The 26,380-nt window shown below is 27.4% G+C and carries 24 protein-coding genes; 15 read left to right on the top strand and 9 right to left on the bottom strand.

What is annotated here, in order from left to right; translation table 4 throughout:
- Nucleotides 1-9 precede the first annotated feature (9 nt).
- The 10 genes from ACXYRO_RS01540 to ACXYRO_RS01495 all read left to right on the top strand — a co-directional run bounded on the left by ACXYRO_RS01540 (nt 10) and on the right by ACXYRO_RS01495 (nt 12,774).
- Nucleotides 10-2,187, top strand: a complete 2,178-nt coding sequence (locus ACXYRO_RS01540; RefSeq protein WP_458607250.1) for an ATP-dependent helicase — start codon at nt 10-12, stop codon at nt 2,185-2,187.
- A 1-nt stretch (nt 2,188) separates the two neighbouring features.
- On the top strand, nt 2,189-3,802 hold the full coding sequence (locus ACXYRO_RS01535) for an MHO_4530 family protein (protein WP_458614107.1): 1,614 nt from the start codon (nt 2,189-2,191) through the stop codon (nt 3,800-3,802).
- Nucleotides 3,803-3,932: 130 nt separating this feature from the next.
- Nucleotides 3,933-6,887 (top strand): DNA polymerase III subunit alpha, encoded by a 2,955-nt coding sequence (dnaE, locus tag ACXYRO_RS01530; protein ID WP_458614106.1) that lies wholly within the window; start codon nt 3,933-3,935, stop codon nt 6,885-6,887.
- Nucleotides 6,880-7,767 (top strand): 5'-3' exonuclease, encoded by an 888-nt coding sequence (locus ACXYRO_RS01525; protein ID WP_458614105.1) that lies wholly within the window; start codon nt 6,880-6,882, stop codon nt 7,765-7,767. Before dnaE ends, ACXYRO_RS01525 begins: the two co-directional genes overlap by 8 nt.
- The gene (locus tag ACXYRO_RS01520) at nt 7,743-8,324 is read left to right on the top strand and encodes a dephospho-CoA kinase (protein WP_458597466.1); all 582 of its coding nucleotides are present in this window, start codon (nt 7,743-7,745) and stop codon (nt 8,322-8,324) included. The genes ACXYRO_RS01525 and ACXYRO_RS01520 overlap by 25 nt, the downstream gene beginning before the upstream one ends.
- A gap of 45 nt (nt 8,325-8,369) precedes the next feature.
- The gene (locus tag ACXYRO_RS01515) at nt 8,370-9,359 is read left to right on the top strand and encodes a replication initiation and membrane attachment family protein (RefSeq protein ID WP_458597464.1); all 990 of its coding nucleotides are present in this window, start codon (nt 8,370-8,372) and stop codon (nt 9,357-9,359) included.
- Entirely contained in the window at nt 9,359-10,288 is a 930-nt protein-coding gene (locus ACXYRO_RS01510) for a hypothetical protein (protein WP_435128458.1), read from the top strand. Before ACXYRO_RS01515 ends, ACXYRO_RS01510 begins: the two co-directional genes overlap by 1 nt.
- Nucleotides 10,288-11,124, top strand: a complete 837-nt coding sequence (gene fmt, locus ACXYRO_RS01505) for a methionyl-tRNA formyltransferase (RefSeq protein WP_458614104.1) — start codon at nt 10,288-10,290, stop codon at nt 11,122-11,124. Before ACXYRO_RS01510 ends, fmt begins: the two co-directional genes overlap by 1 nt.
- A 17-nt stretch (nt 11,125-11,141) precedes the next feature.
- The gene (locus ACXYRO_RS01500; protein WP_458614103.1) at nt 11,142-11,522 is read left to right on the top strand and encodes a S1 domain-containing protein; all 381 of its coding nucleotides are present in this window, start codon (nt 11,142-11,144) and stop codon (nt 11,520-11,522) included.
- A complete protein-coding gene (locus ACXYRO_RS01495; RefSeq protein WP_458614102.1) occupies nt 11,509-12,774 on the top strand; it encodes a hypothetical protein in 1,266 nt (421 codons plus the stop codon). The genes ACXYRO_RS01500 and ACXYRO_RS01495 overlap by 14 nt, the downstream gene beginning before the upstream one ends.
- 26 nt (nt 12,775-12,800) lie before the next feature.
- Here ACXYRO_RS01495 and pgsA read toward each other — a convergent pair whose 3' ends face one another.
- From pgsA to ACXYRO_RS01465, 6 genes are read right to left on the bottom strand one after another with little or no spacing between them, the layout of a single operon-like run.
- Nucleotides 12,801-13,451, bottom strand: coding sequence for a CDP-diacylglycerol--glycerol-3-phosphate 3-phosphatidyltransferase (gene pgsA, locus ACXYRO_RS01490; RefSeq protein ID WP_458614101.1), 651 nt, complete (start codon nt 13,449-13,451; stop codon nt 12,801-12,803).
- Nucleotides 13,438-14,082 carry an MHJ_0274 family protein gene (locus tag ACXYRO_RS01485; RefSeq protein ID WP_458607243.1) on the bottom strand — a complete coding sequence of 215 codons (645 nt, stop codon included), beginning with the start codon at nt 14,080-14,082 and terminating at the stop codon, nt 13,438-13,440. The genes pgsA and ACXYRO_RS01485 overlap by 14 nt, the downstream gene beginning before the upstream one ends.
- Before the next feature lie 8 nt (nt 14,083-14,090).
- Entirely contained in the window at nt 14,091-14,441 is a 351-nt protein-coding gene (locus ACXYRO_RS01480) for a hypothetical protein (RefSeq protein WP_435128440.1), read from the bottom strand.
- A gap of 2 nt (nt 14,442-14,443) precedes the next feature.
- On the bottom strand, nt 14,444-16,030 hold the full coding sequence (mgtE, locus tag ACXYRO_RS01475; protein WP_458614100.1) for a magnesium transporter: 1,587 nt from the start codon (nt 16,028-16,030) through the stop codon (nt 14,444-14,446).
- A gap of 2 nt (nt 16,031-16,032) precedes the next feature.
- Nucleotides 16,033-16,614 carry a diadenylate cyclase gene (locus ACXYRO_RS01470; RefSeq protein WP_458607241.1) on the bottom strand — a complete coding sequence of 194 codons (582 nt, stop codon included), beginning with the start codon at nt 16,612-16,614 and terminating at the stop codon, nt 16,033-16,035.
- A gap of 9 nt (nt 16,615-16,623) precedes the next feature.
- The gene (locus ACXYRO_RS01465) at nt 16,624-16,845 is read right to left on the bottom strand and encodes a hypothetical protein (protein ID WP_458597448.1); all 222 of its coding nucleotides are present in this window, start codon (nt 16,843-16,845) and stop codon (nt 16,624-16,626) included.
- A 317-nt stretch (nt 16,846-17,162) separates the two neighbouring features.
- On the opposite strand from ACXYRO_RS01465, the gene ACXYRO_RS01460 reads away from it, so the two are divergent.
- From ACXYRO_RS01460 to ACXYRO_RS01440, 5 genes are all read left to right on the top strand, one after another.
- Nucleotides 17,163-18,371: a hypothetical protein gene (locus ACXYRO_RS01460; protein ID WP_458614099.1), complete on the top strand. Its 1,209-nt coding sequence runs from the start codon at nt 17,163-17,165 to the stop codon at nt 18,369-18,371.
- Complete coding sequence (locus tag ACXYRO_RS01455) at nt 18,358-19,329, top strand: DHH family phosphoesterase (RefSeq protein ID WP_458614098.1); 972 nt, start codon at nt 18,358-18,360, stop codon at nt 19,327-19,329. The genes ACXYRO_RS01460 and ACXYRO_RS01455 overlap by 14 nt, the downstream gene beginning before the upstream one ends.
- Nucleotides 19,320-20,294, top strand: a complete 975-nt coding sequence (locus ACXYRO_RS01450) for a DHH family phosphoesterase (protein WP_435128423.1) — start codon at nt 19,320-19,322, stop codon at nt 20,292-20,294. The genes ACXYRO_RS01455 and ACXYRO_RS01450 overlap by 10 nt, the downstream gene beginning before the upstream one ends.
- 73 nt (nt 20,295-20,367) lie before the next feature.
- Nucleotides 20,368-22,353 (top strand): excinuclease ABC subunit UvrB, encoded by a 1,986-nt coding sequence (uvrB, locus tag ACXYRO_RS01445; protein WP_458614097.1) that lies wholly within the window; start codon nt 20,368-20,370, stop codon nt 22,351-22,353.
- Nucleotides 22,353-22,859 (top strand): hypothetical protein, encoded by a 507-nt coding sequence (locus tag ACXYRO_RS01440; RefSeq protein ID WP_458614096.1) that lies wholly within the window; start codon nt 22,353-22,355, stop codon nt 22,857-22,859. Before uvrB ends, ACXYRO_RS01440 begins: the two co-directional genes overlap by 1 nt.
- Before the next feature lie 13 nt (nt 22,860-22,872).
- On the opposite strand, the gene ACXYRO_RS01435 is transcribed toward ACXYRO_RS01440, so the two are convergent.
- The 3 genes from ACXYRO_RS01435 to trpS are packed head-to-tail and all read right to left on the bottom strand — an operon-like array spanning nt 22,873 to nt 26,063.
- Complete coding sequence (locus tag ACXYRO_RS01435; RefSeq protein WP_458614095.1) at nt 22,873-23,322, bottom strand: hypothetical protein; 450 nt, start codon at nt 23,320-23,322, stop codon at nt 22,873-22,875.
- Complete coding sequence (thrS, locus tag ACXYRO_RS01430; protein ID WP_458614094.1) at nt 23,315-25,063, bottom strand: threonine--tRNA ligase; 1,749 nt, start codon at nt 25,061-25,063, stop codon at nt 23,315-23,317. The genes ACXYRO_RS01435 and thrS overlap by 8 nt, the downstream gene beginning before the upstream one ends.
- On the bottom strand, nt 25,050-26,063 hold the full coding sequence (trpS, locus tag ACXYRO_RS01425) for a tryptophan--tRNA ligase (protein ID WP_458614093.1): 1,014 nt from the start codon (nt 26,061-26,063) through the stop codon (nt 25,050-25,052). The genes thrS and trpS overlap by 14 nt, the downstream gene beginning before the upstream one ends.
- Nucleotides 26,064-26,380 lie beyond the last annotated feature (317 nt).

Raw genomic sequence — 26,380 nt, 5'->3', positions numbered from 1 at the left:
AGGAAGCATATGAATATAAATAAGAAGATTAATTTGCTTGCTGATCTTAATGAACATCAAGCACAGGCAGTTAAATATTTCGATACCCCTTTACGTATTATAGCAGGAGCCGGAACAGGGAAAACTAAGGTACTTACTCGAAAGGTATCCTATTTAATCAATGCATATGGAATTTCTCCAAGTAAAATCCTAGCTGTAACCTTTACTAACAAGGCTGCACAAGAGATGTCGGGTAGAATTCAAAAATACTGTAATGAAAGCAAAGATAAGCTTAACATTATGACATTTCACTCCTTTTGTGCTGGTATTTTGAAAAAAGAAATTCATTTATTAGGATACAAAAATAATTTTATTATTATCGATGAAGCTGATAAAGAACAAGTTCTAGCAAAAATATACAAAGAATTTGATATTACAACAAATGAAGTAAGTTATAAAAGTGCATTGCAACATATTTCTCACATAAAAAACTTTAATAAAAACATTTCTGATTTATATAAAGAAGAAGGTGAAAAAAGTATTTTAAACAAAATTTATGTACAATATACTAATTATTTAGCGCAAAATGGAGCATTAGATTTTGATGATTTAATTTTACAAACTAATAATTTATTTACATTACGTCCCGATGTTTTAATAAAATATAAGAATAAATATGATTATATTTTAATTGATGAGTTTCAGGATACATCGGTGCTGCAATATCAAATTATTAAGAGCATTATTACACCACATACACATATAACAATTGTAGGTGATCCAGATCAAACTATATATAATTGACGAGGAGCAGATGTTAATTTAATTTTAAATTTTAACAAAGATTTTCCAAATGCTAAAACAGTTGTTTTGGATGTTAATTATCGTTCTACAAAGAAGATTTTAGATGCTGCTAATAAGTTAATTAAGCATAATAAAATTCGTTTTAATAAAGATTTAGTTACTGATAATGAATCGGGAGTAAATATTAAATATATGCATAGTTTCAACGAAGAAGCAGAAGCTCGATGAGTTGTAAATGAGATAAACTTACTTAAAAAAGAGAAAAATCAACTTAAATCGATTGCTATTTTGTATCGTTCTAACTTTTATTCACGTGCTTTTGAACAAATCCTTATTGAAGAAGGAATTCCACATCGGATTATGAATGGGACTAAGTTTTATCAACGTAGTGAGGTCAAAGACACAGTTGCATTTTTAAGAGTAATCTTTAACGGTCATGAGTTATCAATGCAGCGGATTATTAATGTTCCAAATCGTGGTTTAGGTGAAAAAAATCTTCAAATCATTAAACATTTTGTTGATTCAACTAATGAAAACAGTACCTTAACAGCATTGATGAAAAACTGAAGTAGATTTATTAAGGAACATCGTTATGTTTCGGAAAAAATTAAAGGTTTTATCGGTTTAATTGCCAGATATCATAAAGCCTTGATTAAACCAAAAGCAAAAATAGCACAAGTCATTGAGTTTTTCTTAAAAGAAATACAATATTTTAAATTTATTGAAAAAAACAAAAATCTACGCGGAACTGCCGAAGAAAATGTTAATGAATTAATTAACTCAATTGCGATTTGGGAAAAGAAAAATCCAGATAAAACAATTGAAGATTATTTAAATTATATTAATTTCTTATCTGTAAATGATGATTCAGATGGTAATACCAATTTTGTTACTTTGATGACTATCCATTCAGCTAAAGGATTAGAATATGATAACATCTTTTTAGTCGGGCTTACTAAAGGAGTTTTTCCGACTCAAAGATTGTATGATAAAGATAACAAAATCCTTGATGAAGAGATGCTTGAAGAAGAACGCAGATTAGCATATGTTGCTGTAACAAGGGCAAAAAAGAAATTATTTATAAGTTCATCACGAGGCAAAATAATCGGAACAAATTTAGATAAGGAACCATCTCAGTTTGTAAATGAAATAGGAATTAATGTGCAAGATTCGTTGATTGCCGGCTCAAACTACGGATTAGATTTAAGCATTACAAACGAAGATGAAATCAAATCAATTAATTCAAAAATGATTATAGGGGATAAAATTTCGCATACAATGTTCGGTGAAGGTGAAGTAGTTGATTTAGGTGATAACAATGACGCTGTGATAAAATTTAAAGATGGAGAAACGCGAACGTTAAATAAAACCCATCATTCTATTCGGATTTTAAAAGAGAGATAAGATGCTGCTTTGAATTATTTTAGCTATTATTTGTGCAATTTTAATTTTAATTATCATAGTTGTTTTTGCTTTGGCTATTTTTTATCTATATCGCCGAAGTGCATCTGGTGTTATTTTGTTTAAAATTGATTATAACAATAAGCGAGTAATACGATTAAATCCAAGGTTTTATTTTCTATCAACAATTTTTGATTCTAAAAAAAGTGATTTTAAAATGTATAAGTATATACCATTAAAAAAATTTTTAGAATATTTTGATTCAGAGAGTATAAGCGAGATAGAAGTTATCTTAGAAAATCAAAATAATAATTTTTCGTTGCAAGATTTACAGGTTTTTATAAATAATAAAATTCGTAATGACTTTAGTTTTATTGACAAACTTATTTTTAGATTTGATAGAAATTTTACTCACAAAAAACCTTATCATATGCAAGTTACAAACAACCAAAAAGGTGAATTTTTTTGTCAGATTAAATGAACAAATTTTAGAGAAAACAAACCATTAAATATCATAAATAATTCATATGAAGAAAAAACAAATATAAGACTCGGTTCATATATAGTTTTGGGTTTTGCTTTAAAACCACATACCTTAATTTCAAATCATATAAATGATACAGATTTAAGTAATATTGGTTATTTATTTAATTTTAATATAAAGAAATCATACTTTTTTAATAAAGATGGAATGATTTATTTTCTTATAAAAAAGAATTTTTTAACTAAAATAGAGCATTATATTAATAAAGTAAAAAACATCAATGAATTATCATTATATACACAAATATTACTTGCAGCAACGGTATTTGAACGTAAAATTGATTCGCTAAATCAAATATCAGCAGTAGAAGAAATTTTAAAATTTTCATTATATAACATTATTGCAAAACCAGATTCATACAATGAATTTCTTAATAAAAAACTAATTGAAAAAGATAAAGAGTTTTTGAAATTTAAAACAGATTTATCGCAATATTTATTTATTAATAATAATTTAGATGAAAATTTTAATATTAGCAAACACAAAATATTAAAATATAATTCCAATGATGTCACAAGATTATCAGTAGCAGAATTAAAATGCAAAAATAATTTTGAAAACAATAAAAATTTTATATTATTTAAAAATAACCCTTACTTAAACTTTATTTTCCAACCAAAATGAAATGATTTTTTATCGCAAAAATTGACAAAAAAATCAAAAAATAAGTTATTTAAAATTTCTCAGGAAGTTTTTTTGCAAGATAATTTTTTTATAACACAAGAATCACCAATCCCACTAGTATATAGCGAAAAAAATATATTTGATGTTCCAAAACTTAAACAGAAAATATCGGAAAATTTAAAAAAGCGTATTGCAACAACATTATATGTTAATACAATTGACAAAAATTTATTTAATATAATAAACGATGTTAAATTAAAAGCTATTGTAATAGGAAAGGATATATCAAAAAAAATTCATTTAAACAATAACATCTTCTTAGAAGTGTTTTCATTAGTTACATTAGCAAAGAATCGCAACATTCTTATAATATATGAAGATGTTATTAAAAATATTGATACATATATAATGCAAAAAGCAGAAGTAGAATATTTTTATACATCTGAATAACTAATTGTAATCTACCTTTTTCTCCTTTGTAAAGGTGGGAAAAGGTATTTTTTATATATATAACTTGTGAATAAGTATGTTAATAATATTATTATATTTATTTAAAAAATAAATATAATAGAATTTAAATATGAGAAAAAAAATCTATCTACATACAAATACTGAATATTCATTTTTAAATTCTACAATTAGGGTTGCTGATTTGCTGCATTTAAGCAAACTAATGAATCAAGAATATATCACCTTAACTGACTTTCAAAATTTTTATGCTTTGCAGTATTATTGAGAATTTATGGATGAATATGATTTTAAACCTATCATAGGAGTTGAATTAGAACTTATCCAAGGTTTTAGAGTTATTGCTATAGCAAAAAATAATAATGGATTAAATTACTTATATAAAATCGTTACAAATATTTCACAAAGTCAAATCCCTGATTATTATTACCTTGATAATAATGATATTTACTTAATTGATCATGATGAATATGGACATATAGCAAAAGAAATTAATTTAGATTATTATTTAGATAATTTCTATCTTAATTCAAAAAAAGTATTACATCATCAAAGTGTTTATGCTCCAACCAAAAGGATTCTACATTTTGATGACAATGAACTATTACCTATCTTAACTTTTATAGCAGGCAAAAACGAAACAATAAGAGTATATAATGATTATTTTGATGATAATGAATTTGAAGATATTGATGAGATAGTTTATCTAAATATGCTAAAAATAGTTGAATCAATATCAATTAGTAAACCTGATTCAAAAATCAAATTAGCAAAGTTTTCCGAAAATTCCAAAGAAATATTTCAGTCAAAGGTATTAGGTAAACGCTACCAGCAACTAATTAAACATTATGATAAAGAACAAGTTATTCAAAGAATTAAACATGAAGTAAAAGTGATTGATTCGCTTGGATTTATTGATTATTTTTTAATTATTCATGATGCACTCTCTTATGCCCGCGAGCATAAGATAAATATCGGACCAGGTCGGGGTAGTTCATCAGGTTCCTTGGTAGCATATTTATTAGAAATTACATCGATTAATCCACTTGAATTTGACTTACTTTTTGAAAGATTTTTGAATGTCGATCGTGTGTCATTACCTGATATTGATATTGATATTCAAGATAACCGTCGCGACGAAGTATTAAGTTATTTAAAACAAAAATATGGAAGCGAAAATTTTGCATTAATATCGACTTTTCAGACATTGGCTAGTAAAAATTCAATTCGCGATGTTGCTCGTTATTTAATTTCAAAAAATTTAATCAATATCAGCAAAACTGAAATAGATAACATTGCATCAACACTAAGTTTAAATGATAAAAACCTTTTAGATGCTTACGAAAATAATTCAAAATATAGATTACATATTTCTAAATTTCCTTTATTACATCAACTAGCATCAAAAATTGAAGGACTACCACGACAGGTTGGTTTACATGCTGCTGGTGTAGTGGTTGCAAATCAACCAATTAATCAATTAGTAGCAACTCATTATAATGATAATAGTTTTCAACAAATAGAAATGACAATGAATTATTTAGAACGTTTCGGTTTAATTAAGATAGACTTTTTAGGACTAAAAAACCTTACTTTTATACAAGAAATTGAAAACCAACTACCTGAAGAAAACCATTTTGATAATATAATGAATCAATCTTATTCACTTTTTAATGATAAAATAACATTTGATTTATTAAACAAACAATATACTGATGGAATTTTTCAACTTGAATCTCCTAAAATGAGACAAACTATAAAACAAGTGCATGTTGATAGTTTTGATGATATTTATGCAATTATTTCACTATTTAGACCAGGACCTGCAAAATATATACCCATATACGCTAAAAATAAACAGAATATTCACTTAATCGAAAAAGTACATCCGATTTATGATGCTATTGTGAAGCAAACATATGGGATTATAGTATATCAAGAACAAATTATGCAAATAGCTCAAAAATTGACAGGGATGACTTTTTCACAAGCAGACCTTTTACGTCGTGCAATTTCTAAAAAAGATGAGCAAGAGTTACATAAATTAAAAGGTTTATTCTTTGAAGGTGGACTAAAAAATAATATTCCAGAAGAAAAGCTTGAAGAAATTTATAGTAAAATAGAAAGTTTTGCAAATTACGGATTTAACAAAGCTCATGCTGTCGCATATGCATTGATAGCATATAAATTATCCTATTATAAAACACGCTATCCACAAATTTTTTATCAAGCATTATTATCAGATGCAGGGATGGATTCATCAAATATCAAAAGATATTCAGAAGAGGCTTATATGCAAGGTATTTTAGTTGTAGCTCCTGATATTAATATCTCTAGTGCCTCAGCAGTGTTTTGAAAGGATCGTATTTATCTTTCCTTGAAGATTATCAAAGGTATTGGTTCGGTTGCTGTAACTAAGATTATCAGTGAACGCAGTAATTACGGATATTATCCTGATTTTATAACTGCTATTTTAAGATTAAAAAGGGTAGGTATTGGTGAAGCAGTTATAGATATTTTAATTAAAGCAGGAGTTTTCAGAAGCTTTGGTGGAGTTAAATATTTACTTACTATGATTCCAACTATTAATGAACTTTTTGCCGCCTATCAGATGCAAGTAAAAAGAAGTTCGGAAAATTTAGATGATTTTAATTTTTTATTAACATATATATCAAATGCACAGCTCTCACAAATGATATTTCCACCAGTTACCGAAGATTTAACCGAGCAAGAAGCATATGAAATTAAATATTTAGGGGCCAAATATACAACGGATAATAAAGAATATTTAAAAAAATTAAAAGATGATCATATTCCGTGTCTGATTAATGTTAATGAAGTAGGTTTATGAATCGATGTTGAGATTTTATCAGTTAAAAACGGAAACAATCCTAGACACACAAAGGTAAAAGTTAAAGATATTTCAGCGGTTGTAGAACTGCAAGGTTGAAGTCAAAATATAAAAAATTTATTAAATCGAAAACCAAAAACACGAATTCGAGCATTTGTAAAAAAGCACAACGGATTTTATAATCTTATCGAATACAAGGAACTAATCAATGACTAAGCAAGAAATTTCATTAGTAATAGATGGAAATTATTTAATTTTTCAATCTTTTTATGCATCATATCGAGGCAATTTAACTAATATTTTAAGAAACGATGAAGGTTTTCCAACTAATGCATTACAACTATTTTTAATGCAAATGATTAAGTTAATTAAACACATAAAACCAAAATACCTTTTCATCGCTTTTGATGCACCAGGAAAAACGAAAAGACACTTGCAATATAGTAAGTATAAATCAGGTCGTGCTTCATCTCCGAATGAGCTATATTTGCAAATTGATAAAATCAAAGAGATTTTAAGTGTGTTAAAATTACCATGATTTCAGCAATTTGGTGATGAAGCAGACGACCTTGTTGCAACTTATGTCACAAAAATACCAGGTAAAAAGTTTATTTTTTCAGCCGATAAAGATTTATTACAATTAGTTAGTTCAGATGTTGAAGTTATATTGAATAAAAAAAATGAATATCTTCATATTAATGAGCAAAATTTTGTTGAATTTTATCATATAAAACCTAATCAAATAGCTACATATAAAGGTTTAAAAGGTGATCCATCGGATAATCTACCTGGAGTATGTGGAATTGGTGATATAACAGCAATTAAGTTAATTAAGGCTTTCAATGACTTTGATAATATCTATAAAAATATCGTAAACAGCAATCTCTTTACCAAATCAATTAAAGAAAAACTTTTAGCAGGTTATAGTGATGGAAAAATGTGCTATGAACTGGCAAAATTAAACACAGATGTAAGTGATTTTGATCTGAATATCCAAAAATATCTGCTCAACATCGATTTAGATGCTGCAAATGATGTTCTTGATCAACTACAACTTAATACGGTAAAATCATGACTAATAAAACTAAAAAAATAGCAATTGTAGGTAGAATCGCCTCAGGAAAAAGTTATTTTCTTAACACATTAGCTTCCTTGGGCTATAAAACCATAAATATGGATGAATATGTATTAAATATATATCAAAATGATTTAGCCTTTATCAAACTGATACAATGCAGCATCGGAGAGTTTTTAATAAAGGATGGTAGAATATCAAAACAAGTTTTAAAAGATTGATTAGCACTTGATTATAACAATTTTGAAACTCTTGAAAGACTTTTATATCCATATTTAAAAACAAAATTACTACAAGAAACATTTGATTTTGTTGAAATACCAATTTTATTTACTCAAATAACAGATTTTAGTGACCTTTTTGATGAAATTTGAAATATGTCTATATGTCCGAAAAAGCGCAAGGAATTTGTTAATAAGCGCTTTGTGGAAAAGTCATTTTTTGAGTATTTAGATAAAAAAAATAACTATAAATGAACTAAAAACGAATTTTTTAGAAACAAAAGGGTTGTGAATATCCCTATGAGAAGTCGTGATACTAAGCAAAAAATTATGAAAATTCTGCAAAAATATAAATAAGTATTTAAAATTATTCTTACCTGATTATCTAAAAAGGAGTACCAGATGAGTTTAATGCAACATTTGGAATATAATAATTTTGTTATTTCTAAAAATTTTAATATCTCTACAGATGATTTACATAACCTAAGACAATTTTATGGAAGTTTTTTAGGCCCTGAAGGAGTATGTTTATACGAGTATTTACTGGATTTAGCAGGTGGGCAAGATTATAGTGTGGTTGAATATGATTTTTCAACATTAGCAATTTTTATAAATATACACGAATCACAACTTCAATCGGCTCGTGTCCGTTTAGAAGGAGCTGGTTTGATTAATACATATAAAGATAATAAAAAAGCCTTAACAATTTTTGAAATTCAAAAACCACTTACACCTGAAAATATCCAGCGAAATACCTTTTTGACTAATTTAATTGTAAGTAAAATAGGGAAGATAAATTTTGATAAGTTCATAAAATCCAGAAGGCAAAAAATTGTGTCTTCATATGAATTTAATTATGAAGATATTACATCAGATTTTTTTAGTGTTTTTTCAACTGTAAATCAAACAGAATCAGAGCAAATTGAAAGAAAATTAATTATGAATCAAGGTGCTACTTTAATAAGTGATCAAGAAATTAAGGTTTATACTAAAAAACATAACCTTCCTATTCCATTAGAAATAGGAAATGTACAATATTCTAATGCATATGAAGCAATTTTAAAACTTACACCACAGGCTTTTTTTAAACAACTAAGTAATGAAGAAATTTCATCAGCTGATGAAATTTCATTAAAAACATGAACAGATAGAATTCCAGAAAGCAAATGTTTAAACTTAATTATGTATATAGCACGTTTAAAATATAAAAGCGATAAGTGACATAAACACATCTGAACAATGATTTTAGAAATAAGTTCACAAAACTTGTTTAAATTTGAAGATATTGAAAAATATTTAGATGGTAAATTAAAAATTGATAAGAGATACACCCATATTTTTGAGCAAAAAACTGTATTAAAACAAGATTTTCTCACCAGAAAGACTAGTTAATGTTTGATTTTTCAAAACCCAGATCTAATTTTCAAAACCCACATCTTTCTTTAACAAATTTACCATCAAAACAACAAGTTATTAATGAAATTAAACAAAATCCAATATTATCACCTATTTTTAAAACATTAGCATTTACAGAGAATGATATTATTAATTCATATGCCAATTTAATTGACTATGTTCAAGAACAAAATGACCCGAATCGTTTATTTATTACAAATATTAAACGTGGGTATAATGGTCAAATAAATTTTACCAAGACACTTAATCACAAATCACCTTATATAACTGACTATAAATTATTGAATAACATAAAATTTAAATACATTTCTTCACCGATGACATCTGAAAGTTTGTCACATTTACAAATTACCTCAGAATCAGAAAGTGGATTTAAACATATGATGGAAATAAATTCACCATGATTAATTAATGAAAATAAATTTCGTGGGTTTTTCTTATACGGTGATGCAGAAAGTTCACGAAATCTAATGTTATCAGCTTTGACTAACGAATTTGCTTTAATGAATAAAAAAGTTGCCTATTTAAATATTAATAATTTAGATTCATATTCAAAAACTTTCATAAGACGTAATAGCGAAGATATAGTAAGTGAAATTAATGATTTTTTAACTAGTATTTTGTACTTAGATGTAATTATTTTTGACGAACTTGGACTAAAAAAGTTTTCAAATTGATTTTTAGAAACTTTTTTAGAACCTTTATTAACAGAATGTGTAGCGAATAAAAAAATAGTTATTTTCGGTTCTTATTATACCCCTGAATTACTGGATAAACAGTTTTTCAAAGACGGGTATAAAGATGATCGAAACGGATTAACACCGATGGCTAAAAAAATACTAATGCTTATAAATAAACTATCAAACTATCGTTCCTTATGAATTGGTAATAAAAAGGATAAATAATGAAAATTATCTTAGCAGGAACACCTGAATTTGCTGTTAAACCCTTTGAACAAGTGATAAATAACTTTGATGTAGTTGCCATTGTCAGTCAGCCAGATCGTCCAGCATCACGTGGATATAAAGTAAATCCTACACCAGTGAAATTACTTGCAAAAAAATATAATATTCCTTTATATCAACCCCAGAAAATATCGCAAATCTATGAGCAGTTAGCATCATATCAAGTTGATATATTTTTAACTTGTGCTTTCGGTCAATATATCCCAACAAAAATTCTTGATTTACCAAAAATAGCATCTATAAATATTCATGGTTCTTTACTTCCTAAATATCGTGGAGCAGCACCGATTCAATATAGTTTGTTAAATAACGATTCAGAAACAGGAATTTCACTAATATATATGACCAAAGAATTTGATGCAGGAGACATTCTGTTTACATCAAAAATTGCTATCTTACCAAGAGATACATCACAAACAATGTTTGAAAAACTTTCAAATTTAGCTTCTCAAAATATAGTAAAATGACTAAAAGATATAGAGTTGAATAAAATAAATCCTATAAAACAAGATGTATCCAAAGTAGTTTTGTCTCCTAAGTTAAGTAAAGATGATGCACTTTTAACTAGTTATATGAGTAAACAACAAGCATTTAATATCATACGTTGTTTTTCAAGCAATCCGGGTGCATATATAATTTATCAAAATAAACGCTTGAAAGTATATTATGCTTATTTTGAGCCAATTAAGAATGCAATAAAGTTAGATTTTAGTGACGGTTCATTATATGCTAGTGATTATCAATTCGAATCTAAAAGACGGGTAATTTTAAAATAATAAGATATAATTATATAATGAAATACAAGGTCGGTGATATTGTTATAGCAAAAGTGTTTAAAGTAGGTCCACAATATGTTTCATTGCAAACCAAGGATTCTACTAAGTTTTTTATTTATCGCGAAGATATTAGCGATTATAAACCTTGCAAAATTTACGATATATTCAAAATAGGAGATATCGTAAATTTTGTCTGTTTATATTTTAATATAAACAAAAACTATGGATATGGAAGTTATAAAAAAAATCATCCTAATGAATTAAGAACATATGGAAATTATTGATTAAAAGAAACTTCAAAAGGTTTTAAAAACTTAATTAATTATATGAACATACGCATCAAGGAATTTTCAAAACGAGAAAACAACCAGGATGTAAATAAAGATGTCAAAGGTTAAAATAAATACTTTATACAAAGCAAAATATCTACAAAAAGAATTATACATTTTTAACACTAATATTATCAGTAAACTTAAAAGTTTAAATTTTAAAGGTTCACAACACCTAGGATTTGATGATATAGCAATAAATTATAGTGTTAAAGGATTTAATAATATTATTAATTTTTGTAATTTATTATATAAAAATAATATTAAATATTTGCTAGTAATAGCATCAAAACAGACACAATTGATGCTTCAATCAGCACTTGAATTTATTTTTGGTAAATATGATTTTTATTCTGATGTAAAGATAAAATTAATTTTTATTAATAACGAAGATACAAAAGTTAACATTGAATCTAAGATTTATGCATATTTTCATCACTGTGATATAAAACATACAGGAATAATGTTTTTAGATGTATTTGATAACATCAATAAATTAAAAAGTAAATGGCTGGTTGAATTAGTTCTATCAAAATTTAACCAGCATGCAAGTGAATTTTTTGTGCAAAAACTTATTTATTTTATTGGTAAAAAAGAATGGTTTGCTAATTTAGCAAAATATAATATCCCTGATTCTAATATATTGTTTGTCTCATCATCAGTTCATAACCAATTTTCTTTTTTCTCAGAGTTATATTTAGTATTATTAGCTACACAAGGAGTAAATTTAAATAAATTAATTCACGGGTATAAAAACATTTCTGAAAGCATTTATGCAAACGATTCATATTTTAACAAAGCACTAGGTTTGTTTTTACATTTAGTTAATTTTTATAAAGCAAACAACACAAAAAAAGATATTTCATTAAATATCTTTGTTGGTTATGATGATTTTTTAGAAAATTTATCAAAGGTGTTTGCTTACCATTTTAATATGCTTACAGTAAGAAAAAAAGTTTTTAATGATAGTTGTGTTTTTTCTCGGGATATTTCTAGCATAGGTCAATCTATTTTATCAAACGGTTTACCAAAAACTTTATTTTATTTTGTATTTAAACGTAAATATTTTGATTATCAATTATCTTCGAATATTGATTTTGATGATTTATTATCAAATCTTTCTAATTTTACCTTACATGCCTTTAAAAATACCAGTCTTAATTCTTTTAATAACTATTTTATTTCATATATTGATGATTCTAAATCTGTTGAGATAGAAATAGCTAATAACGATGAAGAAGCATTTGGAGAACTAATTGGTTTGTTATATTGAAGCAAAATATTATATGCAATTTATTATGATTTAGATTTATTTACATAAAAAGTTGGTAACACCAACTTTTTGTCTTAAAAGAAAAATTTTGTTGCTAATTTTATATAAATATATCCAGAAAATAACGAGAATAATTGTGCTATAAATAAAGGAATGTTTATTATATAAATTCAGTAATATAAATAACTATGATAATATGAAATATTAGGTATAAATTGCATAATAATTACAAATAAAAGTAATATAGGTATAGCAAAACTCATTAATAAAGTCTTTAGTTTACCTCAAAAGTTTGCTGAAATTTCCTGATTATTTTTTATCAATAACCCACGACATCCATCAACAATTATGTCACGTAATATGAATAATACTGTTGACCAAATTGGCGTATAAGAAATAACAGAAAGATAAATTAAAACAGAAGTTGTCATTATTTTATCAGCTAGAGGATCTCATAACTTACCAAAAGCAGTAATAATACGGTTTTTGCGTGCTATTTTACCATCATAATAATCAGTAATCATCGCAGTGATAAAGATAATAAAAATAAGGATGTTAAAAATTAAATATATAATAGCTAAAAGCGAATTAGTTTGATTTAAAATATCTTTATTTGCAAAGAAAATCGTTGCATTAATACTAATAAGGATAATAATTGGTATAACTAAAATAATTCTTATTAAAGTAAGTTTATTAGGAACATTTAATGATTTAATTCATTGCATTACGTTTTTCTAACAATCTTTCTTTATATTTTTCTTCAAAAGCAGATTCGATTTGTTCAGGTGTTTTTAAATCATCTACATTTGTTCGTGCAGCTTCCGTTGCTATTTTTTGTGCTTCTGGTACATATTTTTTAAAGTCAGCAAGCAGAATACTAAATTTCTTTTCTCAAAGATTAGAATTTAAATCTCTTAGCATCTGTATTTCTTGCACTTCTTTTTGAAATTTAGGATTTTGAATAATAAAATTTTTAAATTCATATTCATCTAAGATATCATTAAGAAGGCTTTTTGTAGCCATATTGATATGTGACATTTTGTATTCACCAATACTTACAACAAAATTTTCATGTGTTTGGTGATTTAAATCAATCAATTTATTTAACTTAACAGTAGTCTCATACCAATATAACTTCGAATTTCGTTCATATTCAGCAGCAGCAGCCTTTGTTCTTTTGTTTTCAACCTTAGTTTTAATTGATTGATAAACAAAATAACCTATTAGTGCAAGAATAACTACACCAAAAATAACTCAAATAATAATCCCAGTACCACCAAACGGAGAAGCAGTGGTATTAGTTGTAACTGAGCCTTGGTTTGCAGTCGGGGTTTCTTCAAACCTAATAATATTCATATATCTCCTTATTTTCTTTTAATTTGTAATCTTCATTTAAATGTTTTTTCAAGTCGACAACCTAAAGCGATTTGAGTTTTCAATTCTTCAATGTTTGGAGCTTTCTCTAGCTCACCTTTACTTAAGCGCATAATTATATCGATAAGCATTGCATTTATTAAGTTTTTACTAATCACTTCTTTGTTTTCAGGTTTTTCATATATTACGAATCCACCATCAGAAAGTCTTTCGTGAATAGCAACTTGAGTACCAGATACAAGTTGATTCATCTCCTTTTTTATTTCTTTTAATTCATCATTAATTTCGTTATAGCGTTCTGCTAATAACTTTAATTTTTCAATATCTACTGTATTATCCATAATTAAACTCCTAGATTTGGTAAGTTAATAGGTGTATAAATATTCATATTTTGAATTATCGGGATGCCGATGTCTAATAATTCTTTGCTATGATGTTCGTTGTGTGATTTTGATGATATGATACCAACTTTTCAGGCAAATCATAAAACAAATAAATTCAGTCCAAAGAAAACCAAGGTTGATAAAGCATCAGAAAGAGTGGTTAAAATAGGTGCTGACATAACAGCAGGATCTTTTTTGAAACGTATTGCTAAAAGTGGAATAGTAGTTCCTAAAAACTTAGCAAAAATTACTACAAATCATAAAGATAAAGAACTAGCAATAATGATAAATGATAATGTTGCTCAGTCACCAATTTCATCTTTAAATTTTGGTGAAGCACTGTAAATACCATAATAAACATATAGACGCATAACATTTACCGTAAACATTATTGCACCAATTATCAAACCTACATTAAGTTCTTTGAAAATTACCTTTCGATATTCTTTTTTAGTAAAGTCACCTAATGCAGCAGCTCTGGTAATTGTTGTTGACGATTGTGAACCGGCATTTCCGGCGGCACCTGAGATAATAGGAATAAGTGAAACTATAATCGCTGTTGATACTGTAATACCAAGTCCTTTTATGACATTTTCAGAAAGATTTGTAAATTCTTGAATAATAAATTGTGATGCAGTTGCAGATAGCATAAGGATAATAAGTCATAAAACACGGGATTTGATAATTTTCAAAATTGATGTTTTTAAATAACTTTCTTCTGCTGCATCAGCATTAATACCAGCCATTTTATAAATATCCTCAGTTGCTTCATCTTGAATAATATCGATAACATCATCGGAAGTGATCATCCCGATAAGTCGGTTATCACTCGTTACAACTGGTAAAGTTGCTTTATCATGGTTTGAAAAAACCTGTGCTGCAAATTCTTTATCATCAGTAGGTTTAACACTTGCAACAGCATTATATATATCTTCAAGCAAGACATCTTCATCGGAAAAAACAAGTTCTTCTAATGTTACATCACCTAATAAAAAACCATGTGGATCAGTTATGTAAAAATTATAACCCATTAAAATATTTTGATTATAATCTCTTTTAATTTTAGCAATCGCTTTTTTACAAGTTCAATTGGATTTAAGGATTGAAATATCCACGCTCATGTAACTTCCGACTTGATCATCATTGAAAGAAAGAATTTGATTAATTTTTTCTCTTTTTTCCTTAGGTGTCTGTGAAAGAATTTTGCGAGTTAAATTTGCTGGTAATTCTTCTAAAATATCTGCTAATTCATCAGTTTCGATTTCTTGTAAAACTTTTTGTCCTAAGTCATCAGTAAATAAATTAACAAGTTTAATTTTTACATCATCATCTAAGTATGAAAAAACCTCAGCAGCTTCTTCAGTTTTTAAAATACGCAAAATATAAATTTGATGTTCATCAGGAAGTGATTCAACCGCTTTGGCAAAGTCAGCATGTGGTGTATCTTCTTCAAGATCACGAATTTTCTTAACACTTTTCTCTTTTGTTAAAATTCGAAGTTTACCAATAAGAGTAGCAAGGGTAATTTCAACTGTGTTGTTTTCCATAATTACTCCTTAAGATACTTAATCAATTGTTCTTGAAATTCATTCATTTTGATTACTTCAATGCTACTACGTTTCAAAATCCTTATCGAACCATTTTCTTCAGAAACAACAATTGTAACTGCATCAGATTGTTCAGAAATACCAATTGCAGCACGATGACGCGAACCGTAATCTGCACTTACTGATTTACTTGTAATTTTATAAAATGTAGCAGCATAAAATATCCGATTTTCACGTATTACTACTGCCCCATCATGTAAAGGAGATTCTTTGTTAAAAATTGAAATAAGCAGAGAACTAGAAATATTTGCATCTAAAACAACACCATCAGTTCTCAAATTATCAATATTTTCTGTGTTCTCAATGGTAATTAATGCACCTATTTTATGTTTTGATAAATATTCAACTGTTTCTCGCAACTGATTGATTAAACGGATTTGACTACTTTTACCGAGTTTATCATATTTATTCTTTTTTAATTTTAAACTAAAAAATGTGTGTATGGTAGGTCATAAAATTATTATTATAATTACAGTTAATAAAATTAAAATAATTATTAATAATACTAAAATTACATCATCCAAGATAACTTCCTATAAGGTTTTACCGATAAAGAATGCTATTAATAATAAACCAATAATCAAAATTAAAACTAAAAATGAGATAAATAAGTTTTTTGTTAAATCACGTTTAATTCAAGGGAGTTGTTTTTGTTGTTCTTTATAGATTTGTTTTTGTTGTTTCTGTTTTGCTTTTGCTATTGCGTATGCAATTTCTTCTTGCCTAAATTGCACAAATTTATCTTTTTTATCCATAAATCCCCCTAATTTTTATAATCATATAGTTTTACAATTATATATTTTTTTCTTTCTTTTGTTATTAAAAAAATAAGCGAAAATAGTCACTTTAGATAATAACTTGTTATGTATTATGTTGGAATGACATATATAAATATATATCAAAGCTTATCAAAGTATAATTAATAATGAAATAACAAAAAGGAAAATTTACCAGAAGTTATATAAATTTCACAGTTAATAAGATATAAGTACTAGAAGTATTCATATTCTAGTTTGTTAATTTAGAAAAATTCTTAATTAAAAAAAACCAAAAAATGATAGAATTAATATATATGTTTAAAAAGAAATTTAAACTGCTTTTATGATTTTCACTCCCATCAATTTTTTTGACTGCTGTTTCATGTAGTTCGATTAGCACGGAATCTGAACTAAAGGATTTTCATAATTTTTATCTTAATACAAGAAAAGAAAATAATCCGAGATATAAATATTTACTTGCCTTAGTTGCCTATTTTGATAATTCTTTTAAGCAAACATTTGAGCAATTAAGACAAGGAAGCGGAGAAGTTGCAGCAAAAGATTTAACAAAATTTGCAGCATCGATACAGGCAAAACATAAATTATTTAATCTTTTAAAGAACGAATTATCTATAATCCCACTAGAGAAAATAAATGATTCAAACCAAGGTATTGCTTCATTAACTTTTTTAGAAAAATATAAGTTTATACACGGAGAAAACGAGAATCGTTTTCGTTCTTTAAAAGACACAACCAATGATTTTTTATATCTTGGGGATTTTAATTTATTATCACAAGGATTATTGTATAATCATTTTATATATATAAATTCACAATATTTTCCAAGAGATATTAATTCTGATATATATATTTTTTATAATCAATTCCAAGGTTTTATCGCACTTGCAGACCAAGGAAAAAAGAATTTATTTTATAATTTAGCAAAGGATGTAAATTCTAATAATCACCTTGATAAAAGATTGCAAAAATATCAGCAATTGATTAGTCAAAATGTTAAAGAAAAATCTAATTTGACTAATATACAGTCAAATTGAGAAAAACTGTTAAAAGTTCAAAAAGAACTTATAGCATATTTTGGACCATTTTTTGATGATATGAGACAAATATTCCAGGCAATTGATACATCGTTTTTTAAAACATTATCATTTGAACCGATTTTGGATGAATCAGATTTTCTAAAAATAAAAAATTATTTTAACTTTTTAACTACATTTTCAGATGTGTATTATATAACTATGAGTGATTTAATGCTTTCAAAACAGGATATAAATGATAAAATTAATAACTTGATTTTAAATATGCAAAATTCAGATGTTTTTAATAACACCGAATTAAATAAATTTAAAAACAACTTAAATAATCTATCGAATGAACAAATTTATAAGAAATTATTAAATATATTTAATGATGGATATAATACTAATGAATTTAAAAAACAGATGATGCAGAAAATAAATAATTACATAAAAAAGCACAGTAAGGAGTTATATGAAGATAGGTAATTCAAAAGTAGCAATTGATGCAATTAATAAATATGAAAATATAATTATTTTTCACCATATTCGTCCTGATGGTGACTGTTTAGGTTCTCAATTTGGTTTAAAAGAACTTATTAAAACAAACTTTCCAAATAAAAAAGTTTATACGGTAGGTGATAATGTAGGCGTTTTTGATTTTATGAACTATGATTTTGATAAAATTGAAGACATCGATTTTAACAATTCATTAGCAATAGTTGTTGATGCATCAAGTGGAGATCGGATTCAGTGTGCTGAACTTTTATATCAAAAATTAACTACTGCAAGATTAAGAATTGATCATCATCCAAATGAAGCAGATATTGATTATGAATATAATTGAATTGATGAGCATTATGTAGCGGCTGCTGAGATGATTGCTCAATTAGCTTATGATGCAGGTTGAAAAGTATCAAAGCGTGCATCAGAACATATTTATTTAGGTATTAATACAGATTCAGGACGCTTTTTATTTCCTGACACATCGCAGCGAACATATCAACTTGTAGCATTTTTAATGCAAAATGGGTTCCATCCACAAAACATTTTGAGACAACTAAGTAGGAGAAGTTTAAAAGATATAAAAATAATTGGTAAAATTCTTTCAGAATTCAAACAATCAAACAGAGTTTTATATTATGAAATCAAACAAGATTTTTTAAATGAATTTGAAATCAATTCCTTACAGGCAGCATTATATGTCAATGAGTTAGCAAATATTGAAAATAATTTATGTTGAGCTTTATTTATCCAACTTGAAGATGGTAGAATACGTGGTAGATTACGTTCAAGTGGACCGTTAGTAAATGTTGTTGCAAACAAATATAATGGTGGTGGACACGATAATGCAGCAGGAATTACATTAGAAAACTGAAGCCAAGTTAATGATGTTTTAAAGGACTTGAATCAAAGCATAAGTGATTGAGAGGAAAAATGCGAGTAGGTAATTTAACAGATATAAAAAATGCAATTGAAAAATATGACAATATAGTTATTTTCCATCATATTCGTCCCGATGGAGATTGTCTAGGTTCACAATTTGCACTAAAAGAGTTAATTCAAGATAACTTCCCACATAAGATGGTTTATGCAATTGGTGACCATCAAGATGCTTTTAAGTTTATGAATTTTGAACACGATTTGATCCCTAATGATGAAATCTTGGCAAAATCACTTGGGATTGTTGTGGATGCTAATTTCAAAGAGAGAATTGAATTTAGTGATGTTTTAGATAAAAACTTGTTTGCTCAAGTTATTAGGATAGATCACCATCCTAATGAAGATGATTTAGCGGAAAATGCTATTAGATGGGTTGATTCAACATATGTAGCCGCTGATGAAATGGTAACTGAATTAGCAGTTGAAAGCAATTGAAAAATAACACCAAAGGCTGCTAATTATTTATATTTAGGGATTTATACCGATTCAGGACGCTTTTTATATAATAACACTTGTGCAAGGACTTTTAATTTAGTTGCACATTTATATCAAGCAGGATTAGATGCAGATTTTATTCATAAGAATTTATCTCAAACAACCTTGGAAGACTTAAAATTTAATGCCTGATTGATGTCTACTTTAAAAACTCGCGAAGGGGTAGCATACATTCAAAATGACTTGCTTACCACAAAAAAATATGGAAAAACTTCTCAAGGTTCATTGCGTGTAAATTCGATTGCTAATATCAAAGGGTTTCCGATTTGAGTGCAATTTTTAGAAGAAGAAGATGGTAGGGTGCGTGTTGAATTTCGTTCAAATGGTCCAATAGTTCGTAATGTAGCCTTAAAATGAGGCGGTGGTGGTCATGAACGCGCCGCTGGTTGCATTATTGATAGTTTTGATCAAGTTGAATCAGTGATTGATGATTGTGCTTATGAAGTTGAAAGATATACAAGTGAGCAAGAATAGCAAAAAAGTGCATTTTTATGCATTTTTTATATGCTAATTATAGTTTTTAGCAAATGTGATATAATAAAATCATATGAGTATCTTCAAATTAAATGCGCAGTATCAACCATCTGGTGATCAACCACAGGCTATATCATTTCTTGTGAACGGCATAAACAAGCACCATAAACATCAAGTGCTTCACGGTGTCACTGGTTCTGGAAAAACCTTTACAATAGCAAATGTGATTAAAGAGTTTGATAAACCTGTTTTAGTTTTATCGCACAATAAAACCTTAGCTAGTCAACTTTATTCTGAATTAAAAAACTTCTTTCCTGATAATGCTGTTGAATACTATATATCATATTTTGATTACTTTAGACCTGAAGCTTACAAACCTAATACAGATACTTATATAGAAAAAGATTCGCGTACAAATGAGCAAATTGAAGTAATGCGATTGAGTGCAATAAACTCATTGATTACTCGCAAAGATGTGATTGTAGTAGCATCAGTTAGTGCAATTTATGGTGCATTAAATCCAGATGTATACCGTGAATCTTTTTATCGTTTCTATGTAGGATTGCAAATAAGCAAAAAAGATTTTAATTATAAACTTATTAAAATTTTATACAACCGAAACGATGTTGAAGCAAAGCCTGGTGAATTTTCTGTTAAAGGTGATGAAGTTATCATCAGACCATCAGATAATGAAGAAGTTGCTGTGCGAGTTAGTTTTTTTGATGACATTATTGAAGAAATAGCTATTATTCATGCTTTAAATAAACATGTAATTGAAAAAAAGAAAATCTTTGTGCTAGTTCCCGGAGATGCTTATGCAACCGATGATAGCATATATGATCAAATTATCCCTAAAATCCGTTCTGAATTACATCAACGGCTTGCTGACTTTTATAAAGAAAATAAACTGCTGGAAGCGCAAAGACTGAATCAAAGAATTAGCAATGATTTAGATGAGTTATCTGAATTTAAGATGTGCAAAGGGATAGAAAATTATTCAATGTATTTAGATGGTAGAACTTTTGGTGAGCGACCATACACACTTTTAGATTATTTTCCCCCTGAATCGTTGGTTTTCATCGATGAATCGCATATGTCTATTCCACAACTTAATGCAATGTATAAAGGGGATCATTCGCGAAAGCAAACCTTGGTAGATTATGGTTTTAGACTTCCATCTGCATTAGAAAATCGCCCTTTGAAGTTTGAAGAAACTGAAAATAATTTTGATTTTTTTAAAATCTATATTTCAGCAACTCCTGCTGAATACGAGCTAAATAAGGCACAAAATAATGTAACTAAGATGTTTATTAGACCAACAGGTTTAACTGACCCAGAGGTGGTGATTAAATCCACCGTAAACCAAATTCAGGACATTCATGATACTATTATTCAGCAACGACAAAGTGGTGGTAAAACTGTTGTAATTACTATTACTAAAGAAAGTTCAGAAAAGATTACGGAATATCTTATTTCACTTGGTATAAAAGCGGCATATATCCATTCGGAATTCAATACCTTTGAACGAAACGAACTGATTCGTAAATTACGTATCGGACAAATCGAGGTTTTAATCGGAATTAACTTACTACGTGAAGGAATTGATATTCCAGAAGTATCAAAAGTTTTAATTTTAGATGCTGGTTCACAAGGTTTTATGCGAACTGCCTCATCATTAATCCAAATTATCGGACGCGCATCACGGAATGCAAATGGACAGGCTGTTTTATATACGGATAATATTACCGAAGCAATCCAAATTACTTTGGATGACAACAAATTAAAAAGACAAAAACAACTTGAATATAATAAAATTCATAATATAACTCCTAAAACAATCACAAAAGCAATACCACCTTCTATTTATGCTGACGGGATGCAAGGAGCAATAGATTTAATTTTAAGAAAGAAAAAACAAACCAAAGAAAATCAATTTGCTAAAAAAGATGATGTGATTAAAGAATTAAGAAAACAAATGGAAGCAGCAGCAAAGCAACAAGATTATGAGCGTGCTATTCAGTTGCGAGATATGATGTTTGAGCTGCAAAAAGGAGAATAATGTATACATATCAAGATATTTTAGATGACATTGATGTCATCCGAATCCGCTCTGTGGATGTTGTTTCAGTATACAATGCTTTTTTAAAAGTGTTTGCTATCGAAGTTGATAAAAATAATCCAGTTTATCACGAAGTAACTTGAAATAATTACCGTTCAAATGCAGGTTTTTCAAAACCGTTATATCGTTTCATTTTTTATATGTTTTATTATTTGAAAGACTTTAATTATATTGGTAAAAATCTCACAAGAGAACAAGCATTCGTAAAGATAAAAGAGTTGTTTGAACTCGATGCTACCTTTGAGTATCAAGCAAATTCACAAGCAGAAAATATTCTAGAGCAAGCAAAACAGATTTTTAGACTTGCTTATGTTGATGGTTCAACAAAAGATTTGTTAGTGCTAGTAGAAGAATTTGATATATTAAAGGATACTGATAAAAAACAAGCATTAAAGAAGATTTATTTTGATTTTGGACCATTTAATGGGTGTGATATCCCAGATTAAAAACATCGTAATATTACGATGTTTTCTTTTGTTTATTCAAGTATTTATTACGAAGTTTTTCAATGTTTTTAGGATTTATATAATAAGAAGCAAAAAAGTAAAATAAAACATAAATAAAGAATACAGGAATAGTATCATATTGGTATAACGATCACTGTAAATCCTTATTTTCATTATAAGCACTTGGAACTCATGCTATTGTTAGAGAAAGACCTAAAACCATAACTAAATACTGAAAATGATATGCTTTATATTTTTTATAAAAAATAAGTAAAAATACAGGAATTAAGGTAAAAATAGTTACCAATGTAGAAAGCACAATTAATGCTCATCCTGGAACGACAAAATTAGTTATTATCCTTCAAGGAACCACTTTACCACTAAAAATAACTATAAAAATAATTATTGCAACAAAATAAATGTTAAAACCTAATACTCATCAATTACGAGTCTTTTTATTCACGGTTTTCCTTTAGTTTAAAAAGCATTTGCATAAATTCTTTTAAACCTATTGTAATAGTTTGTTCGCTTGCATAAGCGCGATAAGAAATTTGGTTGGTGATTCTTTCTTTTTCACCTACTATTACTTGGAATTTCGATTTAGACATTTGTGCTTCGCGTACTTTTTTAGCTAATCTTTCATCTCTTAAATCTACTTTTGATCTGATGAAGTTAGCAAAAAGTTTATTATTTATATCTTTTGCATATTCAATGTCATCATTATGGTTTGTTGCAGGGATTACAGTAACTTGCTTAGGTGCCAGTCAAAAAGGTAAAACTCCTTTTGTTTGCTCGATTAAAATAGCAACAAATCTTTCATAGGTTCCGATTAAACCACGGTGAATTAAAACAGGTCTTTCTTCTTGATTGTTTGAATTAGTAAATGTGATATCAAAACGTTGTGGTAGCAAGAAGTCTAGCTGCAAGGTAGAAACTGTTATTTCGTGTCCTAGTGCTGTAAAAATTTGAATATCCATTTTTGGTCCATAAAAAGCAGCCTCACCAACTTTTTCGACATAATTTACACCTAAATCATTAAGCACATCGCGTAATTGTGCTTCTGCTTCATCTCACATCTGATCATCATTATAATATTTTTGAGTATCTGTTTTATCACGAAGTGATAAAGAAACATAACTAATTTGGATTTTAAATGCTTGTAATGTTTCTTTAATCAAAGAATACATTGCCTTAAATTCTGATGCTATTTGATCTTTTCTTACAAAAAGATGTCCTTCAGTAAGTAGCATTCCACGAACTCTTTCTAATCCTGTTAAAGCACCTGATTTTTCATAACGATAAAGTTGTGATTGTTCGCTATAACGAATTGGTAAATCGCGATATGAGCGTTTTTCGCTGCTATAGCATATGATATGATGTGGACAAGTCATCGGACGAGCAATAAGTTGCTCATTTTCATCCATATTAATAGGTTTAAACATATCATCTTTGTAGTGTTCTAAATGACCAGAAATTTGGTAAAGTTGTTTTTCTCCAAAATGTGGTGTTAAAACTTCGGTAAATCCATATTTTCGATCATTTTGTAATACTAAATTTCTTATTTCATTATGAATATACATTCCATCTTCCAATCAAAATGGCAATCCTTGTCCACCAAGTTTATTAAACATAAACAACTTTAATTCTTTACCAATTTTACGGTGATCTCTTTCTTTACGATCTTGTAAAAGGACTAAATAATTATTAAGTTGTTCAGCATTTTCTCACGATGTACCATAAATTCTAGTAAGCTGGATGTTATCAGAATTACCTCTTCAATATGCACCAGCAAGGTTTAAAAGTTTAAAATGTTTGATATTTTTAGTATTTTCAATATGTCCACCAGCACATAAATCCACAAAAATAGTTTCATTATTTTGTGGGTCCTTTAATGCATAAAAAGTAATATCTTTTCCTGCTGCTTTTAATTCATTATATAACTCTTTTTTATATGGTTTATCTACAAAATCATATTCATCAATAGATACCTGCTGCATAATTAAATTTCTTGCTGCGATCTTTTTCATCATTTTTTCAACTTTAGCTAATTGAGTATCTGAAAAAGGTTCTAAAAATTCAAAATCATAATAAAAACCTTCATCAGTTGCAGGACCAAAACCTAATTTAGTATTTGGATATAATTTTAAAATTGCTGCTGCTAGTAAATGTGATGTAGTATGGTTTAAATGTTTATCTGCTTTCATCGTTTTCTCCGTTAAATCCCATATTTTGCATTAGTTTGTTTATGATTGATTTTGCTATTGCTTTAGCTTGAATTGCTCCTTGCTCTGCTACTAAATCAACTTTCATCAAAGCATCGTGATAATTTGTTTGAATTTTAATTAATAGATTTTTCACATCTAAAGCCACAGCAGATTTAAATTCTTTGTAATTTGCATTTTCAAACATTTTTGCACTTTCTTGCAAAGTAATATTATTTAATGCTGCATGGATGTTTAATAAGTTTAATATTCCAGGTTTGTCTTCAGAAATATATACTTTGTTTTCTGAGTCAGTTACAGCTTTTAGAACTTTATTATAAGCGCTTTGTGGATCTTCAAGCAAGTAAATAACACCTTTGTCACTTTCACTTTCAGATTTAGACATTTTTACATTTGGATTGCTTAAAGATTTAATCCTTGCACCAACTTTTGCGATATATGCATCAGGGATTTTAAAATCCATTTTATAGTTTTTATTAAGTCTATCAGCGATTTTGCGTGTTAATTCAAGATGTTGTGTTTGATCTTCACCAATAGGGACTAAATCAGGGTTATAAAGCAAAATATCAGCAGCCATTAATGTAGGATACATCAAAAGTCCTGATGGGATTTTTTCAGTACCATTACCTTGTTTAAGTTTTTGTGATTTATCCTTAAATTGAGTCATACGAGATAGTTCACCAATTGTGGTTTCAGAAGTACAAAGTCATTGCAATAAGGTATGTTCATAGACATCCGATTGATAAAATATAATAGTTTTATCAGCATTTAATCCACATGCTAAATACATTGCAATAATACTTTTTCGTGCTTGACGTAGTTCTTTTGGATCAACTGCACCAGTTGTTAAAGCATGTAAATCTGCTACAAAAACCAGTGATTGAAATTCATTTTGTAGATTAATAAAATTTTTTATTGCACCGATATAGTTTCCTAATGTTAAATTACCTGTTGGTTTAATCCCACTTAAAAATCGCTTCATCGTTCTCCTAAAATAATATTATATTTTATTTTCTTATTATAGTTTTAAATAAAAAGAGGATTATATTGTTAATTTTCTTAGTTTAAAATCTTATTTAAAATGAAGAAATTTAATATTAATTCATCAATAAAAAAAGTAAAAAATACAAGAATATTTAACTGGTTTTTTTATGATAAAAATAAATATATTTTTGTATATATAAATGTTGATATTTTTTTCATAAAAAATTAATTTTTTTGTTCTTATTATATAAATAAATTAAAAATTGTATCTTATGAATTTAAATTATTATATAATATTACATATTATATACAATG

The organism is Mycoplasma sp. 4013, from assembly GCF_054353875.1.
This window is presented reverse-complemented; position numbering and strand designations above follow the sequence as displayed.